The following is a 22,546-nucleotide window of genomic DNA, read 5'->3' on the forward strand; positions in this document are numbered from 1 at the left end:
TTTCTACTCCGCGGCCGCCGGCTTGCGCACGGAGGGATGCAATCCGGATGGATCGACCACCATGCCGAACTCCTGAAGATTGTGGGCGTGACAGAGCTGATGCAGCGCAAAGGCCTGGTCGATCGCGGCGGGCTGCCCCATCACGTCGACGGAGCGGTTCACCGCTTCCTTGGTCAGCTTCAGCGCGAAGGACGGTTTTGCTGCGATCCGGCGCGCCAGCTCCAGCACGCGCGCCGACAATTCCGCGCGCGGCACGACCTGGTTCACCATGCCGAGCTGATGCGCCTCCTGTGCGCTCCAGCTGTCGGCGGTGAACAAGAATTCCTTGGCCTTGCGCGGACCCAGCTCCCAGGGATGCACGAACCACTCGACGCCGCAGACGCCCATGATGACGACGGGATCGCAGAACTGCGCGTCGTCGCTGGCAATGATGAGGTCGCAGGCCCAGGCCAGCATCAGCCCGCCGGCGATGCATTTGCCGTGCACCTCGGCGATCGTGGGCTTGGCGAGGTTGCGCCAGCGCCGCGTGATCTGGAGATATATTTCCTGCTCGCGCGCGAAGCGGCCATGGGCGTTGGGTTCAGCAAAGCCGCCCCAATTTCCCACAGGCGGAAAATCGACGCCCGCAGCATTTCTGCTGCCGGGACGCAGATCGTGGCCGGACGAGAAGTGCGGCCCGTTGCCGGCGAGGATGATCACCTTGACCGTGTCGTCCTGAACAGCCGCGTCGAAGGCGGCGTTGAGGTCGTAAGTCATTTGCAGGTTCTGTGCATTGCGCGCCTCGGGCCGGTTCATCACGACCCGGGCAATCGCCGGCTCCGGCCGCTCCACCAAAATGGTCTCGAACGAGGACATGGCGCGCTCCCGTGTATTTTTGTTTGCTTCGAGTTGACTATGGCGCGCGGCGATAGGCAAGGGGCTTGCGTCAGACGGCTGCTTTTCGCGCCGCTCCGACATCTGGCGCCGTATACGCCCAATCTGGTAGTTTGCGCTCGATTCCATCGGGAGAAATTTGATGCGCAAGATCCTGACCGTGCTGGCAGCGCTGGCCTCGCTCAGCCTCACCAATTGCGGCTACAACGCGATCCAGGGCGAGGACGAGCAGATCAAGGCCAACTGGTCCGAGGTGGTGAACCAGTATCAGCGCCGCGCCGATCTTGTGCCCAACCTCGTCAACTCGGTGAAGGGCTTTGCGCAGCAGGAGAAGGACGTGCTGCTCGGCGTCACCAATGCCCGCGCCAAGGTCGGCAGCATCCAGGCAACGCCCGAGGTGCTGAACGATCCCGCCGCCTTCCAGAAATTCCAGGCTGCACAGGGCGAGCTCTCCAGCGCGCTGTCGCGGCTCCTTGTCGTCACGGAAAATTATCCGCAGCTCAAGTCGGATGCCCTGTTCAAGGATCTGATGTCGCAGCTCGAGGGCACCGAAAACCGCATCACGGTCGCGCGCAACCGCTACATCAAGTCGGTGCAGGAGTATAACGTCACCATCCGCTCGTTCCCGAGCAATGTCACCGCGATGATGTTCGGTTACAAGGAGAAGCCGAACTTCTCGGTCGAGAACGAAAAGGAAATCTCGACCGCGCCGAAGGTCGACTTCAACGCGCCTGCGCCGTCGCCGTCGAAGTAAGTGCGTTCGGATCCGATGCGTGCCCCGCACACCACTGTCGTCCTCCGCGAAAGCGGGGGATCCAGTACGCCGCGGCCTCTCCGTATTTCGCCGGCGTCTCTGGAATGCTGGATCGCCCGGTCACGCCGGGCGATGACACTGAGTGTGTGGCTCGTTGTCGCGCTCTTCCTCGCCGTCCCCGCCGCGGCCGACGTCGCGGTCCCCCAGCTCACCGGCCGCGTGGTCGACCGCACCGGTACGCTGTCGAGCAACGACATCGCCGCGCTGTCGCAGAAGCTCGGCGATTTCGAGACGCGCAAGGGCAGCCAGATCGCGGTGCTGATCGTGCCGACGACGGACCCCGAGACGATCGAGCAGTTCTCGATCCGTGTCGCGGAGGCCTGGAAGATCGGCCGCAAGAAGGTCGACGACGGCGCGATCCTGGTGATCGCCAAGAACGATCGGCATCTGCGTATCGAGGTCGGCTACGGTCTCGAAGGCGCGCTCACCGACGTTACCTCGCGGCGGATCATCGATGAGGTCATCACGCCGAAATTCAGGGAGGGCGACTTCGCCGGTGGCATCTCGGCCGGCGTCGACCGGATCATGCGCGTCGTCGATGGCGAACCGTTGCCGGTGCCCTCACGCAGCGTCAACTTCGCCAATCTGGACGACATCGGGCCGGCTGTCCCGTTCGTCCTGTTTGCCGCGCTCGTGTTCGGCGGATTCTTGCGCGCGCTGCTCGGGCGGTTGCTGGGCTCGGTCGCAACCGGCAGCGTGATCGGCCTGCTGGCGTTGCTGATCCTCGGTTCGGGCGCGCTGGCCCTGCTCGCAGGGATCATCGGCTTTGTGCTGTCCTTCATTGCCGATCTGTTTCCGGCCTCGACCAGGTCCTCGCGCGGCGGGTCGTGGTCGGGCGGTTCCTCGTCGGGCGGCTGGAGCAGCGGGTCGTCCTCCAGCGGCGGCTTCAGCGGCGGTGGCGGCAGCTTTGGTGGCGGCGGCGCCTCGGGGAGCTGGTAGTCATGAGCATCAGGCGTATTACCAGGCATCTCCTCCAGCACCATTGGCGCGCCAGACAGGTGTTTCCGCCAGCCGTGATCGACCGCATCGAGCAGGCCATCAGGCAGAGCGAGACGACGCATTCCGGCCAGGTTCGTTTCGTCGTCGAGGGCGCGCTCGATGGCCTTCCGTTGTTCCGCAATCAGCATGCCCGCGCCCGCGCGCTTGACGTGTTCTCGCACTTGCGGATCTGGGACACCGCGCACAACAACGGCGTGTTGATCTATCTCCTGCTCGCCGATCGCGACGTCGAGATCATCGCCGATCGCGGTATCGATGCGAAGGTCGGCGCGGTGGGATGGGAGGCAATCTGCCGGGCGATGGAGGCGGCGTTCAGGGCGGGCCAGTTCGAGCGCGGCGTGATCGACGGCATCGCGTCGGTATCGCGGGAGCTGGCAAAACATTTCCCGCCGGGCGGAGCGCATCCAAACGAGCTGCCGGACAAGCCGGTGGTGATGTAGGCCTGGCTGATCACCCACACTCTGTCATTGCGAGCGCAGCCCGCAATGACGGGCTGGCGGAGGTGCCCGCGTCTTCAATCATCCAGCTTGTTCAGATCCCGCACCGACTGCATGATCGGCTCGAAGTTTGAACGCGCGTCGAGCGCATCGAACAATTGCGCGGTATCTTCCAACAGGCCGTGCGACCGCGCGATCGCAATGCGCACGTCCTCCTGCGGTGTATCGGACAGGCGTCCGTGGCCCGAGAGCAGGATCTTGGAGTTCAGCCCCTTCAGCCGCTCCAGCGACTGGATGTAGTCGGAAATGCTGCCGGAGCCGAACACGCCGCCCATCACGCCGCCGGGCATCAAGGTGTCAGCGGCGAACAGCAGGCCCTTGTCCTGATCGAACAGCGTTATGCAGGCCGAGGTGTGGCCCGGCGTGTACATCACGTTGAGGCGGAAATTGCCGAGGTCGATCAGATTGCCTTCCTCGAGCCAGATGTCGATATTGATCGGCACGTTCGGTTCGTTGAACATCTTGCGCAGCATCGAGAAGTCGTCGCGCAGCATGATCTTGTTGGCGGCGAGCCTGTGGGCGGCGACATAGGTGCGGCGTTCGTTGAAGTGCCAGGCTGCGCCGATATGGTCGAGATGTTCATGGCTCAGCACCAGCATGTCGATCTTCTCCGGCGGGCAGCCGGCGAAGTTCAGGCACTCCACCATCGCCGGATAGTTCGAGGACAGGCCGACATCGATCAGGATGGTGCGTGCCGAGCCGCGCACGAGATAGGCATTCGCCGCGCGGTTGGAGAAGCGGATCTGATAGACGTCATCGGCTGCCTGGATCAGCGAGCAGATGTCGTTCTTCATCAGGATCGGGAATGCGGTCGGCTTTCGGTCGCTCATGATTGCCCCGCCCGGTAGGTGACCGCGTTGGAGGCGCGCAGGCGTTTGGAGAGCGCGTCCATCACCATCAGCGCGAACGCCGGCTGCTGGCTGACGAGGTAGACGAAGCGCGCGTGATTGATCCGCATCACCTTTGTATCCGGCGCAGAGGCGATCGCGGTTGCCGAGCGGGCCGAGCCGTCGATCACGGCCATCTCGCCGAAGAACTCGCCCTTGCCGAGCTTGATGATACTGGTCTTACGCGCGCCGTCGAGCTTGGCGATCTCGACTTCGCCGTCGAGCACGACGAACAGCTCGCGGCCCGTCGAGCCCTCCTCGAAGATGACGTCATCGACACCAAACGCGTTGATGCATTTCTCGATCGTCATAGCACCCCCCAAACGCCTTCTGGCTGACGGGACGGCCCATGTTAGCCGGGGAGCAATCGCCGGCAAACACTCCTTCGGCTAAGGCGTGCGGCCTACCGCAGAGCAGCATTAGCTGACGATTTGTTGCGCGGCGCCACGCCGGTTCCATCTTGCTGACCCAATTCGGCCCCGGACGAGTTCCTAAAATTTCGGTAAGCGGGTCCCGAGGTAAGGAATTCGCAAGCAATGAAAGTTACCAAAAAGTCAACCTAGACTGGAGAATTTGAGCCGTGAGCGAACCCATGCCCGACTTGGCCGGCCAAGAGACCAACCACCGGACCGGTACTGTTGAGGCCGTCGCCGGCATCGAGGCCCCCTCGATCGCCCCCGACCATGAGACGCCCCCCAAGCCTGATCCGGTCAAGGCGGACGCCCCGAAGGTCGAGCCTCCAAGACTCGAGGCTCCAAGACTCGAGGCTCCAAGGACCGAGGTCCCGAAGTTTGAAGCCAAGGCCGACGTTAAGGCCGAACCCAAAGCCGGACCCAAGTCCGAGCCGAAGCCGGGCAAGCTCCTTGTCATGGCGCCCTCGGGGCGGAGCTGGGGGCGCGAAGAGTTTGCCCCGCATGTGAAGGCCGATGAGGTGCGCGAGACCGGCGGCAAGCGCCGCCTGTCGGCGATGGCTGCGGTGGTCGCGATCGCGGCTTGCGTCGGCGCCATCAGCGGGGCGCTCGCAACCGCTGGCATGATGCATTTCGCCGCTGCCCCGGCTCCTGTGCAGGTCGCCGATACCAGCACGCTCGACGCCTCCATTGCGCGGATCGATGCCGATATCGTCGCGCTCAAGGCCAATGTCGAGCACAGTTCGAAGACCGGTCTCAGCCAGATCAACCGGACCAACGATCGTCTCGATAAGCTCGAGAAGGCGCAGGCCGAACCGATGGCCAAGCTCGCAAGACTCTCCGAGACGGTCGACAAGCTCCGCGCCACCCCGCCGGCCGCTCCCGTGCAGGCCGCCGCAGCAGTGCCGGCGAAGGAGACCACCGGCACGATCGCGCCCGCTCCGACCCAGGTCGCGACAGTCGCGCCCGCGCCGGCCGCGCCCAAGACCGAGGTCGGTCGCCTGCCGACGATCGAAGGCTGGAGGCTTCGCGACGTTGCCAATGGCGGCGCGCTGATCGAGGGTCGCGGGGGCCTTTACGAGGTCTATGCCGGCGATCCCATCCCCGGCCTCGGCCGCGTCGATGCGATCCGTCGCCAGGACGGTCGCTGGGTCGTCGTCACCCCCAGGGGCCTGATCGTCGCGCGCTGAACCTTGGTAGCTGAATTTCAAGCAGGCGCTTCACCACCGCGTGAAGCGCCTTTTTGCTTGAATAGGCTGTCAGGCGCGGTGTTAGTTGAGACATGAGCCGCGCGCTGCGAATTCTCCTGGCCATCACACTGTTGCTTGGCGGCGTCATGTCGCTCTCGGCAGCGGAGAACGCGCCGCTCGTGCGCGGCACCGCGATCACCGATCCCGATCTCCTGCGCAAGCTCGACCAGAGCGATGCGCTGTCGATCCCGCGACTGCTGCTGCCGGAGCGTAACGGCAATGTTCCGCTGACGAGCGATGTGCTGTTCGCGTCACTGCCGCAGCTCAAGGAGATTCCGCCGGCGATCGATGCGGAGTTCGATCGCTACATCGCGCAGCACAAGCGGGGATCGCCGAGCGAAACCATCGGCGTCGGCGAGGGTTTCGACGTCCAGCTGTTCGATCGGGGCAATCTGAAATCTGCCCACACGCGTTTCGTGCTGGCCGGCATCGTCAATCGCATGGACCGCGCCTATGTCTCGGGAGAATCCTGCGGCGAGATCCGGCTGATCTATCGTCTGGCGCGGTTCTATGCCGGCGCGGACGGCAGCGACATCGCCACGCGCCTGCCGATGACGTTCAACCTGGTGATGAAAGCGCGCGATGCGCACCAGCTCGATCGGAACGGCAAGCCTGTCACTTGCGCCGAGGTCGCGCGGCGCTGGCTCGACAATGGTGACTGGCAGGGCCTGATCGGCAGTCACTCTGCACCTTACGATGCGATGATCGACCGTATCGAGACCAATATCCAGATATCGATCGCGCCGAAATCGGCGCTGCACGATTTCCGCTCCGATTATCTGCTCAAGGTGTTCAAATACGACCCCGGCACCAGGACGTTCGTGGAATCGACACTGGAGAACCAGATCGACCGCGACCGCATTTTGGCTGATGACGCGCTCCGGCGCGAGTTCAAGGACTGGCTGCTGACGCCTGCGAATCTGCGCGAGTTCGATCGCGGCACCGCGCTGATCCCCGAAAAGTTCCTGACAAAGGCCGCCGTGGCGCCGACGCCGGCCGGTTTTGATGTCTCGGACCTGCAGCCCGAGTTCGGGATGATGCAAGGGGAGAAGGGCGAGGGCGGGAGCGATCCTCTCTTCACCGCCGACGACGTCGTCGGCGCGCTGAAGCGGGCGGCCGCGCGCGGCGTCGCCATGGATAACATCCGTTCGGTCCCAGGCTTCCAGCGCCGCCTCAACGATATCACCTGCTCGGGTTGCCACCAGACCCGCGGCATCGGCGGCTTCCATTTCCCGGGCGTGGACTGGCTGACGGAGGGGGCGTCGAATTCCACCACCGTGCCGGCCTCGCCGCATTTCTTCGGCGATCAGGTCCGCCGTCGCGACATCCTGACCGCGTTCGCGGAGGGTAAACGCCCTGATTTCTCGCGCGGATTTGCCAGCCGCCCGCAGACCCGCGGCAGCCAAGAGCTCGCCGGCACCGAATATCAGGACGGCTGGGGCGCGCATTGTTCCCTGCAAAACGCGGGATCGGGAACGGCCGACAAGAGTTTTACGTCATGGACCTGTGCTAAAGGTCTCACCTGTCAGCCTGCGGCGGCTTCGAGCCGCATTGGCATGTGCTTCATCAAGACGCGTTAGCGCATGATCTCGAGATCATGCGCCAACCAACAAGCGATTTGGATGACCCATGACGGATACCAGCGAAGCCAACAAGAAGCGCAATCGCGAGATTGCGCAGAATGAGGAAGCCAAGCAAATCGCAGGCAGTATTCGCGTCAGCGCCTCGGCTGTCACGGCGGCCGTCATCATTGGCGGCATCCTGTTCACGCTCGGCTGGCTGGCGCTGAGGTAATCGGCATCCTCACTTCGCAAAGTTCGTCATCCGCTTGCCGGGCAAGAGCTCGTAGGCAGACCTCCAGCCGGGCAGCGCGGCCATGCGGCCGAGCCAGGCATGGATGGCGGGATGGCTTGCCGCGAAATCAAAACCGTGCTCGTCGCTTGGATAGTGCAGATAGGCCATCATCGAGATATCGGCGACGGTTGGCCTCGCCCCGATCGCGAACGCATTGCGCTGGAGATGCCCATTGAGAATACCGAGGAAATCGTCGAGCCGCCGTCGAAAGTGCTTCAGCACCTGGGGATCGTTCTTCTCGGTGAAGGCCCGCATGAAACGGTAGGTCGCCATGTAACCGGTGAGCTTGTGGTTGTCCCAGAACAGCCAGCGCAGCAGCTCGAATTTTTCGGCGTCCGTCTCGGCGCCGAAGCGGCCATATTGCTCGGCGAGCCTGAGCAGGAGAGGCGCGGTCTGCGTCATCTTCACGCCGTCGACCTCGAGCACGGGAATTTCGCCCATCTCGTTCACGCTCCGGCGCCATTCCGCCGTGCGCGTGACGCCGCCGCCGAAATCGGTCCAGACAGGCTCGAACCTCTCGCCGCACAGCGTGAGCATCAGCGCCAGCTTGTAGCTGTTGCCGGATTCGGGGAAGTAATGCAGGCGGTAGCTGGGCATGGGACCTCAGGCGAAAGATGTGGTCGTGAGGTTATATCGGGATCGTTCGGCATGACGGGGTTGGAGCGATGTCCCCTTACCCCACCGCCCCCTTCGCCCGCAGCTGCTTGATCGCGGCCTCGTCGTATCCCGCGTTACGCAAAATCTCGTCACTGTGCTCGCCGACACCCGGCGGCTTGCGCGGCTGCACCTTCCTGGTGCCGTCGATCCAGATCGGTGAGTTGATGGTGAGCATGGTGTCGTTCTCGAACGGCACCAGCACCTCGTTGTCGAGCATCTGCTTGTCATCAGGAATGTCGTCCAGGATTCCGACGATGCCGAACACCAGGCCGCTGCCGTCGAGGATTTTGCGCCATTCGGCGAGATCTTTGGTCGCAAAAATCTCGTCAAAAATCCTGATGAGCTCGACCGAGCGGGCGTGACGGTCGGGCTTGGTGGCGAAGCGCGGATCGTTGATCAGGTCCTCGCGTCCGAGGCATTTGGCGAGCGTTGGCCACTGCTTCTCCTCGCTGAGCAGCGACAGGATCAGCCAGCGGCCGTCCTTGCATTGATAGTGGTTGGCGACCGCATTGAGCGCGCGCTCGCGAGGCCGCCGCTCGCCGAACTTGGCGCCGCAGAGCTTGGCCTGCGCCAGCACGCTGGCCGCCCACACGCCGTTGGCCATCAGGTTGGAGGCGACATGAGAGCCCTTGCCGGTCTTCTCGCGCTGGTACAGCGCCGTGACGATCGCGCTGTACAGCGCCATGGCGCAGGGATGGTCGCCCATGCCGGCGACCGAGCGGGCGGGCGTGGTGTGGATGTCGGCGCGGACGAGGTCCATGAGGCCGGAGCGCGCCCAATAGGCGTTGCTGTCGAAGCCGGGCTTGTTGGCTTCCTCGCCCTTCTCGCCATAGCCGGTGAAGGAGGCGTAGATCAGCCGGTCGTTGAGATGGGCGAGATGGTCATAGCTGATGCCGAGCCGGCCGCGCACCGGTGGCGGCATGTTGGTGATGAAGACGTCGGCCTCTTCGACCAGTTTGTAGAGCACCGCCTGCGCCTCGGGCTTGGAGAGGTCGAGCGCGAGGCTCTTCTTGTTGCGGGCCTCGAGCAGCCAGGCGAAATTGTGCTCGCTGGTGGGATAGCCGGGCAGGTTGGGCAGATTGCGGTAGGGATCGCCGGCGCCCGGCGGCTCGATCTTGATGACGTCGGCGCCGAAATCGGACAGCACGGTCGCGGCCGCGGGCGCCGCGATGAAGCTCGCGCAGTCCAGAACCTTGAGCCCTGCAAAGATGCCTTTTTCCATCGCGGCGTTGCTCCCTCGCTCTTGTTGTTTCCCGCTGGCTGGAATTGGCGCGGGCACGTCACGGGGAGCCATTAGACCGATGTTTTGCCGGGATGCAACGGCATCAGGCGCAAGGCCTTATTCCTCTCCCGCGAGCAACGCCGCGTTGCCGCCGGCGGCCGCGGTATTGATGGTCACGGTCTGCTCGGTGGCAAAGCGCGCGAGGTAATGCGGGCCGCCCGCCTTGGGCCCGGTTCCGGACAGGCCATTGCCGCCGAACGGCTGCACCCCGACCACCGCGCCGATCATGTTGCGGTTGACGTAGATGTTGCCGACCTGGACGCGCTCGATGATGGCCTCGATCGTGTCGTCGATGCGGGAGTGGACTCCGAGCGTCAGCCCGTAACCGGTGCGCTCGATCGCCTGTAGCACGCGGCCGAGCGTCTCGGCGCGGTAGCGCACCACATGCAGGATCGGGCCGAACACCTCCTCGGTGAGCTGGCCGGCATCCTTCAACTCGAAGATATGCGGTGCGACGAAGCAGCCATCCGGCGCGATGCCGGCGAAGTGCAGCCGCGCCTCGCTCTTCATCCGCGCAATGTGGGCATCGAGCCGCTGCTTGGCCTCGGTATCGATCACCGGGCCGACATGGGTTGCGACATCTGCGGGATCGCCGATCTTCAATTCGCGCGCGGCGCCCGCGATCATCTCGATCATGCGGTCGGCGACGTCCTCCTGGACGAACAGCAGCCGCAGCGCCGAGCAGCGCTGGCCGGCGGAACGGAAGGCGGAGGTCACCACGTCATCGGCGACCTGCTCGGGCAGGGCGGTGGCATCCGCGATCATGGCGTTGATGCCGCCGGTCTCCGCGATGAGCGGCACGATCGGTCCATCCTTCGCAGCAAGGGTCCGGTTGATCTGACGCGCGACCTCGGTCGAGCCGGTGAAGACGACGCCGGCGATATCAGCGTGCGCCGTGAGTGCCGCGCCGATACGGCCGTCACCGGTGACGAGATGCAGTGCGCTATTCGGGATACCGGCCTCGTGCAGCAGCGCGACAGCCGTGCGCGCGATGCGCGGCGTCTGCTCGGCCGGCTTGGCCACGACGCTGTTGCCGGCCATCAGCGCGGCCGTGACCTGGCCGAGGAAAATCGCCAGCGGAAAATTCCACGGCGAGATCGCGACAAAGACCCCGCGGCCGCGCATGGCGAGCGCGTTGCTCTCGCCGGTCGGGCCCGGCATGGCGGTCTCGCTGCCGAACAGCTTTCGGCCCTGCGCGGCATAATAGCGGCAGAAGTCGGCGGCTTCGCGCAGCTCGGAGAGCGCGTCGTCGAGCGTCTTGCCGCCTTCGGCTTGCAAGAGTGCGATGAAATGCGCGGAGCGGCTCTCCAGGAGATGCGCGGCCTGCTCCAGCGCTGCCGCGCGTGTTGCCGCAGGGGTCCGGCTCCATCCAGCAAAGCCCGCGCGGGCCGCAGCGATCGCCGGTGCCGCCTGCTCAGGCGTTGCGTCGGGATTCGGCTTGAGGTCGGGCGTTGCGGCCTTGACCTCGGCGAGCAACCGGGCGAGCGCGGCGCGCTCGCCGAATTCGATGCCGGGTGAATTGTGCCGCTCGGGTGCGAACAGATCGCCCGGCAGCGGAATTCTGGCATGATGCGCGTGATCGGGCCGGACGATGAGATCGACCGGGCGCTTCAACAGCGCGGGGACCGGCACGCGATAGTCGGCCGCCTGCGCCACGAAGGACGAATTGGCGCCGTTCTCGAGCAGCCGCCGGACCAGATAGGCGAGCAGGTCGCGATGGCTGCCGACCGGCGCATAGGTGCGGTAGGCGATCTCAGGGTGATCCTTGGCGAGTTGCTCGTAGAGCGCTTCGCCCATGCCGTGCAGCCGCTGGAATTCGAAGCCGCCGCTGCTACCTGCAAGCTCCAGCACGGTTGCGACGGTGAGAGCGTTGTGGGTGGCGAATTGCGGGAAGAGCCGCGGCCGCAAAGTGAGAAGCTTCGCCGTGCAGGCGACGTAGTTCAGATCCGTCATCGCCTTGCGGGTGAACACCGGATAGCCGTCGAGCCCGCGCTCCTGCGCGCGCTTGATCTCGGTGTCCCAATAGGCACCCTTCACGAGGCGCACCATCAGCTTTCGATCATGCGCGCGGGCCAGCTCGTGGACGTAGTCGATCACCGCGCCGGCGCGCTTCTGATAGGCCTGGATCGCGAGGCCAAAGCCGTCCCAGCCTTTCAGCGAGTCATCGGCGAGCGTTGCCGCGATCACGTCGAGCGACAGCTCCAGCCGGTCGGCCTCCTCGGCGTCGACGGTGAAGTTGAGGTCATGCGCCTTGGCGCGCCGCGCGAGATCCTGCAGTTGCGGAACGAGCTCGGCCATGACGCGGTCCCGGCTGATCGCCTCGAAGCGCGGATGCAGCGCCGAGAGCTTGACGGAGATGCCGGGCCGGTCGGGCAGGGGATGGTCGCCCGCGGCCTTGCCGATCGTTTCGATCGCGCTGGCATAGGCGTCGAAATAGCGCCTGGCATCGGCAGCCGTGCGCGCGCCTTCGCCGAGCATGTCGAAGGAGTAGCGCGACTTCTGGCCGGAGCGCGGCTTGCCTCGCTCCAGCGCCTGCTCGATGGTCTCGCCCAGCACGAAATGGTTGCCCATCAACCGCATCGCCTGGCGCGTGGCGGTGCGCACCGCCGGTGCGCCAAGCCGCTTCACCAGCCGGCCGATTGTGCCGTCCGGCGTCTCGCCGGGCTGGATCACCCGCGCTGACAGGCCAAGCGCCCAGGCCGAGGCGTTGACCAGGAACGCGGTGGACTTGGTCTCATGATGGATGAAGTCGCCCTCGCCGAGCTTGTCCTCGATGAACTGGTCGGCGGTGCGGGCATCGGGCACGCGCAGCAACGCCTCGGCCAAAACCATCAGCGCCAGCCCCTCCTTCGTCGAGAGCGCGAACTCGCGCAGCATGTCCTCGACCCCGCCGAGCCGGTCGTCGCGCTTGCGGATTGCCTCGATCAGCCGCGTCGCGGTGCGGTCGATCCGGGCGTCCTGCGGTGGGGTGAGATGCGACAACGGAAACAGGCGCACAGCCAAATCGGCGTCGTCAGGCGCGTAGGGGGCTGAGAAGGGCGGCGGGTTGTTCGGCATGGCGTCTCCTGGGGTTGAAAATCAGGATAAAGCCCGCATGACCGTGGTTCGATAGACAAGATAGCCATTTTGCCGTAAAAAATGAAGCTTGCCGATCATTAAACCGCATAAAGTATGGAACTCGATCGAATAGACCGGAAAATCCTCTCGATTTTGCAGGAGGACGGGCGAATCGCCAATGTCGAGCTCGCCGAGCGCATCGGGCTGTCGCCGACCTCGGTCGGCGAGCGGCTGAAGCGGTTGCAGCGCGAGGGTTTTGTCGAAGGCTACGGTGCGCGACTCAATCCGCACCGGCTTGGGCTCGGCTTGCTCGTGTTCGTCGAGGTGCTGCTCGACAAGACCACGCCCGACAATTTCGAGCGCTTTGCGCGCGCGGTGAAACTGGCGCCCGAAGTGCTGGAGTGTCACATGGTTGCCGGCGGCTTCGATTATCTGGTGAAGGCGCGGCTGGCGGACATGACCGCGTATCGACGATTTCTCGGCGAGACCCTGCTGTCGATGCCGGGGGTGCGCGAGACGCGCACCTATGCGGTGATGGAGGAGATCAAGCGCGACGCACCGTTGCCGGTGGGCTGACACGACATGCGGTCGCGATTGTCATTGCTGCGGCGTTGATCGGCGATCTCTCCAGGCAAATAACCTTTCGCGTGCAGTCGCAACGCCTGTCGTCGAGTGCACTGATCGTCTTCTAAATTTTTTTGGCCTCACTCCCGGAGCAGATCCGGGAGGCAGCAACGGCTGGCGGGCTTATACTTTGAGGTTCTCTGCGGAGGTCTTGCCCCGGTTTGCGATCTCTTCATATTCAACCGTCTGTCCCTCGTTGAGCGAGGAGAGGCCGGCTTTCTGCACTGCCGAGATATGCACGAACACATCCTTGCCGCCCGACGCAGGCTGGATAAATCCATAACCCTTCGTCGGGTTGAACCACTTGACCGTACCTTTGGGCATCACGTCTTCTCCGCGGGTCTTCCTCCGAGATCACGAACCGCCAGTCCCCGCCAACCGGCCGGTTCGGTCCTAACAGGATACGCGGAATGTGGCGGGCTTGGTAGATCAAACCACATCCGCATTTTACCGAAATTCGCTCAACTTCGCGGCGTTTTTGCCTGATTTGCCCGTTTCGCGGTCAATTGGCCCTGATGCCGTCAATAAGTGGCAGCCAGGTAGTCCACGATCTTGCCGACGTCGGCCTCGGCGATCGGCGCGCCATAAACCTTGATCATCTTGGTCACTTCGGCCTGCCAGAAGGCTTTCTTGTCCTTCATCGGCGGCTGGGTCGCGATGTAGTCGGACGAGTGGCAGGCGGCGCAATTGCCCTGCACGACCTCGAGATTGGGGCCGGGCCTGAAGGCTGCAGTTTCGTCGGGGGTCTTGTAATTGACCGGGGCGGCAAGGGCGGATCCTGCCAATGCGGCGGCGGCAAACGCGATGGCGCTGAGAACGGGGCGCTGCATGATCATTCTCCTCAGGCCACGCTGACGCGGACGGTTTCGACGACGTTGCGCAAATAACCGGCCGGGTTCCAGCGCGGCGTGTCCGGCTGCGTCTCTCCGGAATTGCTGGTGGCGCGCACCTTGAGTTCGACCTGGCCGGTCGCGAGCTTCACCGGCAACTTCCATTCGCGGAACGAGTAGTTGCCGAGATCCTTGCCGAGCTTGGCGGAGGCCCAGGTCTTGCCGCCGTCGGTGGAGACCGAGACGTCCTTGATGCCCTTGCCGCCGTCGAAAGCGATGCCGCGCAGCGTCGTCCGTCCGGCCTTCAGCTTGGCGCCATCAGGCACGTTGGTGATGAAGGAGCGGATGGTGAAGCGGTTGATCGGAATCGTCGCTTTCGGCGTCGTGCCGGGCTCGATCGAATTGTCGGGCGTATCCGGAATCCGGTAGGCCGACTTCATCCAGAAGCCGTCGTAGATGTTGTCGACGACGGTGATCTCGTTGAGGTGCTTGACCCAGTAGGTGCCGTAATAGCCGGGCACCACCAGGCGCAACGGAAAGCCGTTGAGGAACGGAAGATCCTCGCCGTTCATGCCATAGGCCAGCATCACCTCGCCGTCGACAGCGTGAGCGAGGTCCAGGGCCTTGGCGAAGTCGGGTGTCTTGTCGGTGACCGGTCCGTCCATGCCGCCGAAGACGACCTGCTTGGCACCGGCCTGCACGCCCGCCATGTCGAGCACGGTCTTGAGCGGCACACCGCGCCAGCGCGCATTGCCCATCGCGCCATTGGCGAGCTGGCCACCGGCAACACGCGGCTCGAAGAAGCCGCGGCTGTTGCCGGAGCATTGGTTGACGGCGACGATCTCGGTCGCCTTCATCTTCTTGATGTCCTTCAGCGACAGTTTGAGCGGCCTGTCGACCTTGCCCTTGACCTCGAGCGTGAACTTGTCGGGATCGAGATTGTAGGGCAGGTCGGCGAGGTGATAGCGCACGAAGAACGCGTTGTTCGGCGTGATCGGGCCGTCGTTGAAGATTGCAAAGGGCGTCTCGAGCTGAGGCGGACGGCTGGTGAGCCCGATCATCGGCCGTTTCTGCGGATATTTCACCAGCGGCCGCTCGCCGTTGCCGAACGGCAGCGTCACGGTGTCGAGGGCCAACGCCCTCGTGGAGTTCAGTGTGGCCGCCATGGCGGCAAGGCCCGCTCCTTTGAGCAGGTCGCGTCGGTCGAACATGTCGTCTCCTCCCGGAGCTTTTCGTTGGCTCGCGGTCATCACCGCGAAGCGCGCACTCATCTGTCTCAACCGCCAGGTTGAAGTCAATTCGTGCTTTCGCAGCAAGCCCATGCCATTGCGCTGCAGCAGGCCGGTGTTGCGGGAGAGGATTTCCTCACCTCCCCGCAAGCAAGCGGCGAAGGGGCGCATTTCCCCCCATCGTTTGCACTTTACGCCGCCACGCGCTCGCTTCGATCGACGAGCGCCGACAAATCCCTCGTATCCGCAACGACGCGCACGACCATCGGCTCGTCGCGACCGCGGATCGCGACCTCCTGCTTCGGCAGCGCCTCCTCGTGAAGGCCGGCAGTGCGCCGGACCTCCTCGGAGACGATCGCCTCGCAGGCCAGCGTCTTCGTCAGGTCCTGGAGCCGCGCCGCGACGTTCACGGCGTCGCCCAGCGCAGTGAAGACGATGTGATCGCGATAGCCGATGTCGCCGATGATGACCTCGCCGCCATGGACGCCGATACCGAAGCGGATCGGCTGGCGCAGGTCGTGGCTCAGCAGCTCGTTGAGCTCGTCCACGTGCGTCGAAATGCCCGCCACCGCCTTCAGCGCCTGCCGGCAGGCGGTGTGCGGATCGGTCGTGAGGCCGAACAGCGCCAGCATGCCGTCGCCGACGAACTGGTTCGGCTGGCCGCCATTCTCGATCACGGCCTGCGATACTGCGCCCAGGAAACGGTTGACGATGAAGACGGTGTCGAACGGCAGGCGTTTCTCGGCGAGCTGCGTCGAGCCGCGCATGTCCACGAACAGGCTGACCAGATAGCGCTCCTGGCCGATCCTGGCCGGCGATGACGCCTGTGCGTTGGCCGCCAGCATCTGCGGCATGAACAGCTGAAAGAAGGAGATATCGCAGGTCGGCCGCAGCTGGCAGGCAAGCCGGATCGAGGGATCGGCGGTGCCGACGCGGGCCAGCACGAAGGCTTCGCGCTGCGATGGCTCGGGCAGGGTGCCGTGATCGCCGATGATGCGGATGCGGCAGGTCGAGCAGCGGGCACGGCCGCCGCAGACGCTGGCATGCGGCACGTTGTGCCGCAGGCTCGCCTCCAGCACGGAGAGACCCTTGGGCACGCGCACCGTCTTGCCGTTGCCGTAGGACAGCGCGATCATGCCGCCGCGACGTTCGCGCCAGCCGCGTACGCCGCGCGCGAGCAGCGCCAGCCCCAGCAGGCCGAAATAACCGATCGTCAGTCCGCCGGTGATGCGGTCGAGCGTATCGGCCTGTGCGAACGTGCCGACCTCGCGCTGCGTGTAATTCTGCCGGCGCCAGTCGCTGTCCTCGCTGTCGGCGGCGATACTGCGGCCGCCCTGGTAGATGCCGAGCAGCGCCAGCGTCGGGATCAGCACGGCGGCCGCCAGCAGATACGGGGCCGCGCGCGCGAAGAACGGTTTCAGCCGGAGCCAGAAATAGATGCCGATGCAGCCATGCACCCAGGCGACGATCAGCAGGATCGTCATCGTCCAGAGCCGGGCGGGCGCCACGACGAAGAACAGATAGAGCTCCTGCGGATAGAGTTTTTCGTGCCCGTAAAGCGCCTGGCCGAGCCTGATACCGATCACATGCGCCATCACCAGCGCGGGGATGCTCAGCCCCAACACGAGCTGCAGCGGCTCGATCGTCCGCCAGCGGAACTGGCGGCGCTGGTACAGTGCGTACACGCCGAGACCCATGTGGGTGAGGGCGGCGGTGTAGAACACGATCGTAACCGGGAGGAACTGCCAGAACGCGGTGTGGTAATAGACCCCGACCTGCATCGCATCGACCGAGATGTTGCCAAGCGCGTGGTTGAGGAAGTGGCTGACCACATAAGAGAACAGGATGACGCCGCAGACCAGCCGCACTTGCCGCGCGCTGGTCGAGCGGACGAGTTCGGACAATCGTGAAAGGGCGGTCGCGGCCATGATTCGCTTGTATCAGTTCACTGAGGAGAACAGCCAGCGGAGAGTTAAATTCCGCGGGTAGATGGCCAATCCGATCACATGCCCGACAAGGTTACGTAACGGTAAGTCTTGTAGGTGGGCAAAAGCGCTCTTGCGCCGTATCCCGGGTCGCGCTTCGCCTGCCCGGGATGACGGTGGCCACATTGACTCCCCCTCCCAAGTCGGGGAAAAGCGCCGCCGTGACGATCGCTCCCGACATCACCGTGAAGCCCAACGACGCCTCGCGCCGGCCGCTGGTCGTGGCCGCGCTGGTGATCGCCGCGATGACGGTGCTGCGCATCATTTACGCGTCCGCGATCGAGCTGCGTACCGACGAGGCCTATTACTGGACCTGGTCGAAGGAGGCCGCGCTGAGCTTCCTCGACCATCCGCCCGGCATCGCCTGGCTGATCCGCTTCGGCACCGCGATTTTCGGCGACACCGTGCTGGGCGTCCGCTTCGGCGGCATCGTCGCGATGCTGGTGACACAGCTGTTGCTCGCTGACATCGTCCGTCGCATCACCCATGATGTGCGCGCGATCGTGGTGGCTGTTCTGATGCCGGAGGCCGCGCTCTATTACGGCCTGCTGATGGCGAAGGTCGCGCCCGACGTCGCCATGATCCCGTTCGCGGTGGCAATGATGTGGTCGCTGGTGCGGCTCGCGCAAAGCGGCGACGACCGCTGGTGGCTCGCCGCTGGCCTGTTCGCGGGGCTCTCGCTGCTATCGAAATTCACCGCGATCATGTTCGCGCCGGCTGTGGCCGCGTTCCTGCTGGTGCCGGAATGGCGCTGGCGCTGGCTGCGCAGCCCCTTTCCTTATCTGGCGGTGCTGATCGCCGTGGCCCTGTTCTCGCCGGTGCTGATCTGGAACGCGCAGCACGACTGGGCCTCGTTCCGTTTCCAGGGCGTTCGCGCGACCGCAAATTACGGCATCTCGCTGCGCACCATCGGCGACTATATCGGCCTGCAACTCGGTCTCGTGGGTTTCGTCATGCTGCCGGTGGTGCTGTCGGGTCTCGTCCTGACGGCGTGGCGCGGTTATCGCTCCCGCGAGCCCGTGGCGATCCTGCTGTCCACTGCCGTGCTGGCGCCGTTCGTCTACTTCTTTTTCAAATCATTGACGCTCAGGGTCGGCGACACCTGGCCGATGTTCATGTGGCCGGTTGGTTTCGCCGCGGCCGCGGTAAACCTCGCGCTGCTGCCGAAAGAAGACTGGTCGACCCGGATGATCCGCTCGAGCATCTTCTGGGTGAAGACGGCATTGGTGTCCGGGATCGCCTTCGTCGTGATCGTGTTCCTCTACTACGTCGCCGCGTCCTGGAATTTCCTCGGCAAGATGGATCCGATCGGCGCCGAGGCCGGCTACGACCAGGTCGCCGCGCGCGCCCAGGTGGCGCTCGACGAGACCGGCGCGACCTGGATCGCAACCACGGATTACCGCACCTATGCCATGATGCGCTGGCTGTTTCGCGGCCGCGTCCCCGTTGTCGAGATCAACGAGCGCGGCCGCTTTCAGGATTTCCGCGATCCCGGCATGGACCGGATCCGAGGCCACGCGGGACTCTATGTCGGTCGCCAGCCCGACGATCATTCGCCGCTGTGGGAGAACATTCCGGCGAAGCGTACGCCGTTAGGGCAGGTCGAACGCCGCTGGCGCGGCGTCCTGATCGATACCTACACTTTGGACAAGTTGGACGGCTGGACCCCGGAGCTCTCGCCGCCAAAGGACTCGCCGCTGTTCCAGTGGCGAGTGCTGGCCGGGTTTCTTCCTTCTCCCCTTGTGGGAGAAGGTGGCGCGAAGCGCCGGATGAGGGATGTCTATCCATACGGATAGATGTGTATTCGTCGAGAGATAGTCGCTCACCCGTCTCGCCGCTTTGCGGCGAGCCACCCTCTCCCACAGGGGGAGAGGGTAAGCGAGAACTACTCCTCTTCCGCTTTCTTTCGCAGCATATCCGTCGCCAGATCCGACAGTTTCGGCGGCGGCAGCGCGGCGAACGGCAGCGGTCGCGTGACATCAATCGCCGCCAAGCCGAGCCGCGCCGTCAAGAGCCCGTTCAACATGCCTTCACCCAGTCGCTGCGACAGCTTTGCAGCAATCCCGTGCCCGAGCATCTGCTGCACCAGGCTGTCGCTTGCGGCGAGGCCGCCGGTGATGGCGAGATGGGCGATGACGTGGCGGAGCAGGCGGATCATGCCGAATGCGCCGGGCCTGCCGCCATAGAGCCGGGCGAGTTGGCGGATCAGGCGTAGCGAGGCCACGAACACGAACAGCACGTCGAACAATGCGCGCGGCGATACCGCCGTGACGATCGAGACCCGCTGCGCGGCCGAGGACACCAGCCGCCGCGCCTCCGCGTCCAGCGGCGACATCAATTCGCGCTCCGCGAGCCGGATCATGTCGGCGCCGTCGATGATCTCGCCGGTATGACTCTCCAGCGCAGCACGGGCGCGCGCGAGCTGCGGGTTCTGGTGCGCGATCGCGACCAGGTCCTTGACGATAGCGCGACTCTCGTTGCGATCGTCGCTGATGAGCACCTCGGCGGCGCGCCGATGCAGTTTTTCGATCGTCGCAAGCCGTGCAAGGCCGAACGCCTCGCGCCCGATCACCACCGCAAGCGCAAGCGTGGTGACGAACGCGAGCGCAAGCCCGACGAAGCCGAGGCTCTCGCTGCGCGCAAACAGATCCTCGATCAGCCTGACGACGCCAAGGCCGGTGCCGAGCAGCGTCAGGCCGGCGACGCCGGACCAGAACAGCGCCCCCCAGGGAAAGCCGCGCCGCGCCGGAAGCGCTGTCTCGATCGGCACCGGCAAGTTCGCCGGATCGGGCTCCGGCGTGATCTGGATGGTGGCGCGGTTGAGCCGGCTGGTCTCGTCGGCCTCGGTCACGACGACATCGGGATTGTCGAGCCGGAACGTCGCCGGCCGTCGCGGCTTCGATCGGTCGTTCATGCGAGTTTGTCTCCGATCAGGAACTGCAGGGCACGGTCGAGGCGAATGTGCGGCAGTGTGGGCTCGGTCGTTCCTTCGCGTTCGAGCTTGGGCGGACGGAAACGGAGAAAGCGGAAATCGCTCTTCTCTGCCGCTTGCGTCGATAATCCGTGGAACGCATCCCTGCCGTTGAAGAGCGGCTCGGGATCATCCGGCAGATCGCCCGGAAAGGTCGCCACTTCCGTGTTGCCGTCAAAGAACTCGCCGTTCGCGCTTTCCCCGGCGGCCGGCGTGCCCAGGATCGAGGGCAGTTTGTCGCGGCCGTGCGCAACCTGCGCCTCGCGCGTGGCGCGGACTGCGGCGAGCGCGACGACGTCGATCGCAGCGCCGGTATCTTCCGCGCGCGCGACAGCGCGAGTGACGGCGCGGCGCAGCACGGCCTCGAGGCGGTCGTGACTGGAATGATGCAGATGATCTGCTTTGGTTGCGGCGAACAGGATGCGGTCGATGCGCGGCCGGAACAGGCTGGATAGAAACGTGCTGCGGCCGATGCGGAAGCAATCGAGGATGCCTGATAGCGCCGCTTCGAGATCGTGCAGCGCCTCGGGTCCCGAATTGAATGCAGCGAGGGCATCCGCCAGCACGATCTGGCGGTCGAGCCGGGCAAAATGATCCCTGAAGAACGGCCGCACCACGACGTCCTTGTAGGCTTCAAAGCGGCGTATCATCATCGCCCACAGCGATCCCTCCGGTGCCTGTCTGCCTGTGGGGACGTCGAGCGGTGCAAATGTCAGCGCAGGCGTATCGGCGAGACTGCCGGGCATCAGGAAACGGCCGGGCGGCAACAGGCTCATGGCAAACCGCTCGTCGCGGCAGGCGCGCAAATAGCTGGTGAATAGCTTTGCGGCTGTCAGCGTCGCCTGCTCGTCCTCGCGCGCTTCGGCTTTAAGCGTCGCTAGATGCGCGTGCCAGTCTGCGGCCAGGTGCGCGCGCGGCGTCTCGCGCGACAACGCCAGACTCTCCGCGGACCATTGCTCGTAGCTCTTTTGCAGCAGCGGCAGGTCGAGCAGCCACTCGCCGGGATAGTCGACGATGTCGAGCGTGAGCGTGCGGTCGGCGCCGTTCGGGCGCTGATAGTCGATGACGAGGCGCAGCTCGCTGATGTCCACGGTCGAGCTTGGCCAGCGCCGCTCCTCGATCAGCGCGCGCAGATGGTTCTCGTAGGCGAATCGCGGTACGGCATCGTCGGGCTGCGGCGCCAGATGCGCCCGCGCGATCCGGCCCGAGGCATAGGCTTCGAAGACCGGAAACCGGCCGCCCCGCGTCAGCCCGTGGATCAGCGCGGTGATGAATACGGTCTTACCGGCCCGCGACAGGCCCGTGACACCAAGCCGTACCGTCGGGTTGAAGAAGTGCTCGCCATAGTCGATCAATGCTCGCGCCGAAAGCCGCGCCTCTTCGACCATGTCCTGAAAACTGAATGCCATATGAACGTGATCAATCTCGGGCGGGCGGAACAGTGAAGCCGTTCACAAAAGTGGCAATTGCATGAGGAAAATCAAGCTTCATACTTCCACCGTCTTTGTCGGCAAATCAGCCGATTGAACGACGCGCCGGTCCCGAAAGACCCATGTGCAAGGGCATTGCACAGCTATCGCGGATTGCCATGACCGTTTTCCAGTTGAAACAACTTGCATCCACCTCCGTCCACGCCGCGGCCGACGCGATCGGCTGGAATTACGATCGCGCCGAGCTGATCGCCGACGGCATCATCCATGGCATCGGCGTGCTCGCCGGCATCATTGCGGCGACCGTGCTGGTGGTGCTGGCGGTCGTCTATGCCGATGCGACCGATATCATCGGGGTCTCGATCTATGTCGCCGGGCTGATGTCGATGCTGGTGCTGTCGGCAACCTACAATCTCTGGCCGGTCTCGCCCGCCAAATGGCTGCTGCGTCGCTTCGATCATTCCGCGATCTACCTCTTGATCGCGGCAACTTACACGCCGTTCATCCTGGAGGTGAAGGACAGCGCGTTCGCGCTGGTGCTGCTCGCCGGCGTCTGGTGCGTCGCTATCCTTGGTATCGTGCTGAAGCTTTGCCGGCCCGGCCGGTTCGATCGCGTCTCGGTCGGCATCTATCTCGCCATGGGCTGGAGCGGCCTGATGCTCTATGACGCGGTGGTCCGGGCTCTGCCGGCGCTGGTGCTGGCTTTCATCCTCGCCGGCGGCCTGCTCTACAGCTTTGGCGTGATCTTCCACGCCTGGCGGCGGCTGCGCTTCCAGAACGCGATCTGGCACGGCTTTGTCTTGGCCGGCGCGGCATGTCATTATACCGCCGTGCTCGACCTCGTGTTGAGCTAGCTGAGTTCCGCGAAGCGGCATAAGCTGTGCGGCCTAAGACAAG

21 protein-coding genes are annotated in these 22,546 nt (G+C 64.6%); 9 read left to right on the top strand and 12 right to left on the bottom strand.

Going from position 1 to position 22,546, the window contains the following annotated elements; genetic code table 11:
* Window positions 1-3: 3 nt before the first annotated feature.
* On the bottom strand, window positions 4-855 hold the full coding sequence (locus XH88_RS28085) for an enoyl-CoA hydratase (RefSeq protein WP_271671470.1): 852 nt from the start codon (window positions 853-855) through the stop codon (window positions 4-6).
* 160 nt (window positions 856-1,015) lie between these two features.
* Between XH88_RS28085 and XH88_RS28090 the strand changes: the two genes are divergently transcribed.
* The 3 genes from XH88_RS28090 (at window position 1,016) to XH88_RS28100 (ending at window position 3,126) form a co-directional block, all read left to right on the top strand.
* Entirely contained in the window at window positions 1,016-1,627 is a 612-nt protein-coding gene (locus XH88_RS28090) for a LemA family protein (RefSeq protein WP_271671471.1), read from the top strand.
* Between the two features lie 132 nt (window positions 1,628-1,759).
* Window positions 1,760-2,626 (top strand): TPM domain-containing protein, encoded by an 867-nt coding sequence (locus XH88_RS28095; protein ID WP_271671472.1) that lies wholly within the window; start codon window positions 1,760-1,762, stop codon window positions 2,624-2,626.
* 2 nt (window positions 2,627-2,628) lie between these two features.
* Window positions 2,629-3,126 (top strand): TPM domain-containing protein, encoded by a 498-nt coding sequence (locus XH88_RS28100; protein ID WP_271671473.1) that lies wholly within the window; start codon window positions 2,629-2,631, stop codon window positions 3,124-3,126.
* Window positions 3,127-3,200: 74 nt separating this feature from the next.
* On the opposite strand, the gene XH88_RS28105 is transcribed toward XH88_RS28100, so the two are convergent.
* Together XH88_RS28105 and XH88_RS28110 are read right to left on the bottom strand one after the other, a co-directional pair.
* Window positions 3,201-4,013, bottom strand: coding sequence for an MBL fold metallo-hydrolase (locus tag XH88_RS28105; RefSeq protein WP_271671474.1), 813 nt, complete (start codon window positions 4,011-4,013; stop codon window positions 3,201-3,203).
* Entirely contained in the window at window positions 4,010-4,381 is a 372-nt protein-coding gene (locus tag XH88_RS28110; RefSeq protein ID WP_271671475.1) for a cyclic nucleotide-binding domain-containing protein, read from the bottom strand. Before XH88_RS28110 ends, XH88_RS28105 begins: the two co-directional genes overlap by 4 nt.
* Before the next feature lie 281 nt (window positions 4,382-4,662).
* On the opposite strand from XH88_RS28110, the gene XH88_RS28115 reads away from it, so the two are divergent.
* The 3 genes from XH88_RS28115 to XH88_RS28125 all read left to right on the top strand — a co-directional run bounded on the left by XH88_RS28115 (window position 4,663) and on the right by XH88_RS28125 (window position 7,524).
* Window positions 4,663-5,670 (top strand): hypothetical protein, encoded by a 1,008-nt coding sequence (locus XH88_RS28115; RefSeq protein ID WP_271671476.1) that lies wholly within the window; start codon window positions 4,663-4,665, stop codon window positions 5,668-5,670.
* A gap of 92 nt (window positions 5,671-5,762) precedes the next feature.
* Window positions 5,763-7,310, top strand: coding sequence for a hypothetical protein (locus XH88_RS28120; RefSeq protein ID WP_271671477.1), 1,548 nt, complete (start codon window positions 5,763-5,765; stop codon window positions 7,308-7,310).
* A gap of 49 nt (window positions 7,311-7,359) precedes the next feature.
* Entirely contained in the window at window positions 7,360-7,524 is a 165-nt protein-coding gene (locus tag XH88_RS28125; protein ID WP_271671478.1) for a hypothetical protein, read from the top strand.
* A 9-nt stretch (window positions 7,525-7,533) separates the two neighbouring features.
* On the opposite strand, the gene XH88_RS28130 is transcribed toward XH88_RS28125, so the two are convergent.
* The 3 genes from XH88_RS28130 to putA all read right to left on the bottom strand — a co-directional run bounded on the left by XH88_RS28130 (window position 7,534) and on the right by putA (window position 12,580).
* The gene (locus tag XH88_RS28130) at window positions 7,534-8,181 is read right to left on the bottom strand and encodes a glutathione S-transferase family protein (RefSeq protein WP_271671479.1); all 648 of its coding nucleotides are present in this window, start codon (window positions 8,179-8,181) and stop codon (window positions 7,534-7,536) included.
* 76 nt (window positions 8,182-8,257) lie between these two features.
* On the bottom strand, window positions 8,258-9,463 hold the full coding sequence (locus XH88_RS28135; RefSeq protein WP_271671480.1) for a CaiB/BaiF CoA transferase family protein: 1,206 nt from the start codon (window positions 9,461-9,463) through the stop codon (window positions 8,258-8,260).
* 117 nt (window positions 9,464-9,580) lie between these two features.
* Entirely contained in the window at window positions 9,581-12,580 is a 3,000-nt protein-coding gene (gene putA, locus XH88_RS28140; protein WP_271671481.1) for a bifunctional proline dehydrogenase/L-glutamate gamma-semialdehyde dehydrogenase PutA, read from the bottom strand.
* Between the two features lie 114 nt (window positions 12,581-12,694).
* Between putA and XH88_RS28145 the strand changes: the two genes are divergently transcribed.
* Window positions 12,695-13,156 carry an Lrp/AsnC ligand binding domain-containing protein gene (locus tag XH88_RS28145; RefSeq protein ID WP_194464197.1) on the top strand — a complete coding sequence of 154 codons (462 nt, stop codon included), beginning with the start codon at window positions 12,695-12,697 and terminating at the stop codon, window positions 13,154-13,156.
* 171 nt (window positions 13,157-13,327) lie between these two features.
* Here the strand turns inward: XH88_RS28145 and XH88_RS28150 are convergent, their stop codons facing one another.
* The 4 genes from XH88_RS28150 to XH88_RS28165 all read right to left on the bottom strand — a co-directional run bounded on the left by XH88_RS28150 (window position 13,328) and on the right by XH88_RS28165 (window position 17,191).
* A complete protein-coding gene (locus XH88_RS28150; RefSeq protein ID WP_128968186.1) occupies window positions 13,328-13,528 on the bottom strand; it encodes a cold-shock protein in 201 nt (66 codons plus the stop codon).
* Between the two features lie 197 nt (window positions 13,529-13,725).
* Window positions 13,726-14,034 (bottom strand): SorB family sulfite dehydrogenase c-type cytochrome subunit, encoded by a 309-nt coding sequence (gene sorB / locus XH88_RS28155; RefSeq protein ID WP_271671482.1) that lies wholly within the window; start codon window positions 14,032-14,034, stop codon window positions 13,726-13,728.
* A gap of 11 nt (window positions 14,035-14,045) precedes the next feature.
* Window positions 14,046-15,245 carry a SorA family sulfite dehydrogenase catalytic subunit gene (sorA, locus tag XH88_RS28160; protein ID WP_271671483.1) on the bottom strand — a complete coding sequence of 400 codons (1,200 nt, stop codon included), beginning with the start codon at window positions 15,243-15,245 and terminating at the stop codon, window positions 14,046-14,048.
* Window positions 15,246-15,454: 209 nt separating this feature from the next.
* Entirely contained in the window at window positions 15,455-17,191 is a 1,737-nt protein-coding gene (locus XH88_RS28165) for an adenylate/guanylate cyclase domain-containing protein (RefSeq protein ID WP_271671484.1), read from the bottom strand.
* A 302-nt stretch (window positions 17,192-17,493) separates the two neighbouring features.
* Here XH88_RS28165 and XH88_RS28170 point away from each other — a divergent pair, with 302 nt between their 5' ends.
* Window positions 17,494-19,044 (top strand): glycosyltransferase family 39 protein, encoded by a 1,551-nt coding sequence (locus tag XH88_RS28170; protein ID WP_271671516.1) that lies wholly within the window; start codon window positions 17,494-17,496, stop codon window positions 19,042-19,044.
* Between the two features lie 89 nt (window positions 19,045-19,133).
* Here the strand turns inward: XH88_RS28170 and XH88_RS28175 are convergent, their stop codons facing one another.
* Window positions 19,134-20,162 (bottom strand): YcjF family protein, encoded by a 1,029-nt coding sequence (locus XH88_RS28175; protein ID WP_271671485.1) that lies wholly within the window; start codon window positions 20,160-20,162, stop codon window positions 19,134-19,136.
* Window positions 20,159-21,628, bottom strand: a complete 1,470-nt coding sequence (locus tag XH88_RS28180; RefSeq protein ID WP_271671486.1) for a YcjX family protein — start codon at window positions 21,626-21,628, stop codon at window positions 20,159-20,161. The genes XH88_RS28175 and XH88_RS28180 overlap by 4 nt, the downstream gene beginning before the upstream one ends.
* 179 nt (window positions 21,629-21,807) lie before the next feature.
* On the opposite strand from XH88_RS28180, the gene trhA reads away from it, so the two are divergent.
* On the top strand, window positions 21,808-22,503 hold the full coding sequence (gene trhA / locus XH88_RS28185; protein ID WP_271671487.1) for a PAQR family membrane homeostasis protein TrhA: 696 nt from the start codon (window positions 21,808-21,810) through the stop codon (window positions 22,501-22,503).
* Window positions 22,504-22,546: the final 43 nt, after the last annotated feature.

Source organism: Bradyrhizobium sp. CCBAU 51627 (assembly GCF_028128765.1).
Taxonomy (GTDB): domain Bacteria; phylum Pseudomonadota; class Alphaproteobacteria; order Rhizobiales; family Xanthobacteraceae; genus Bradyrhizobium.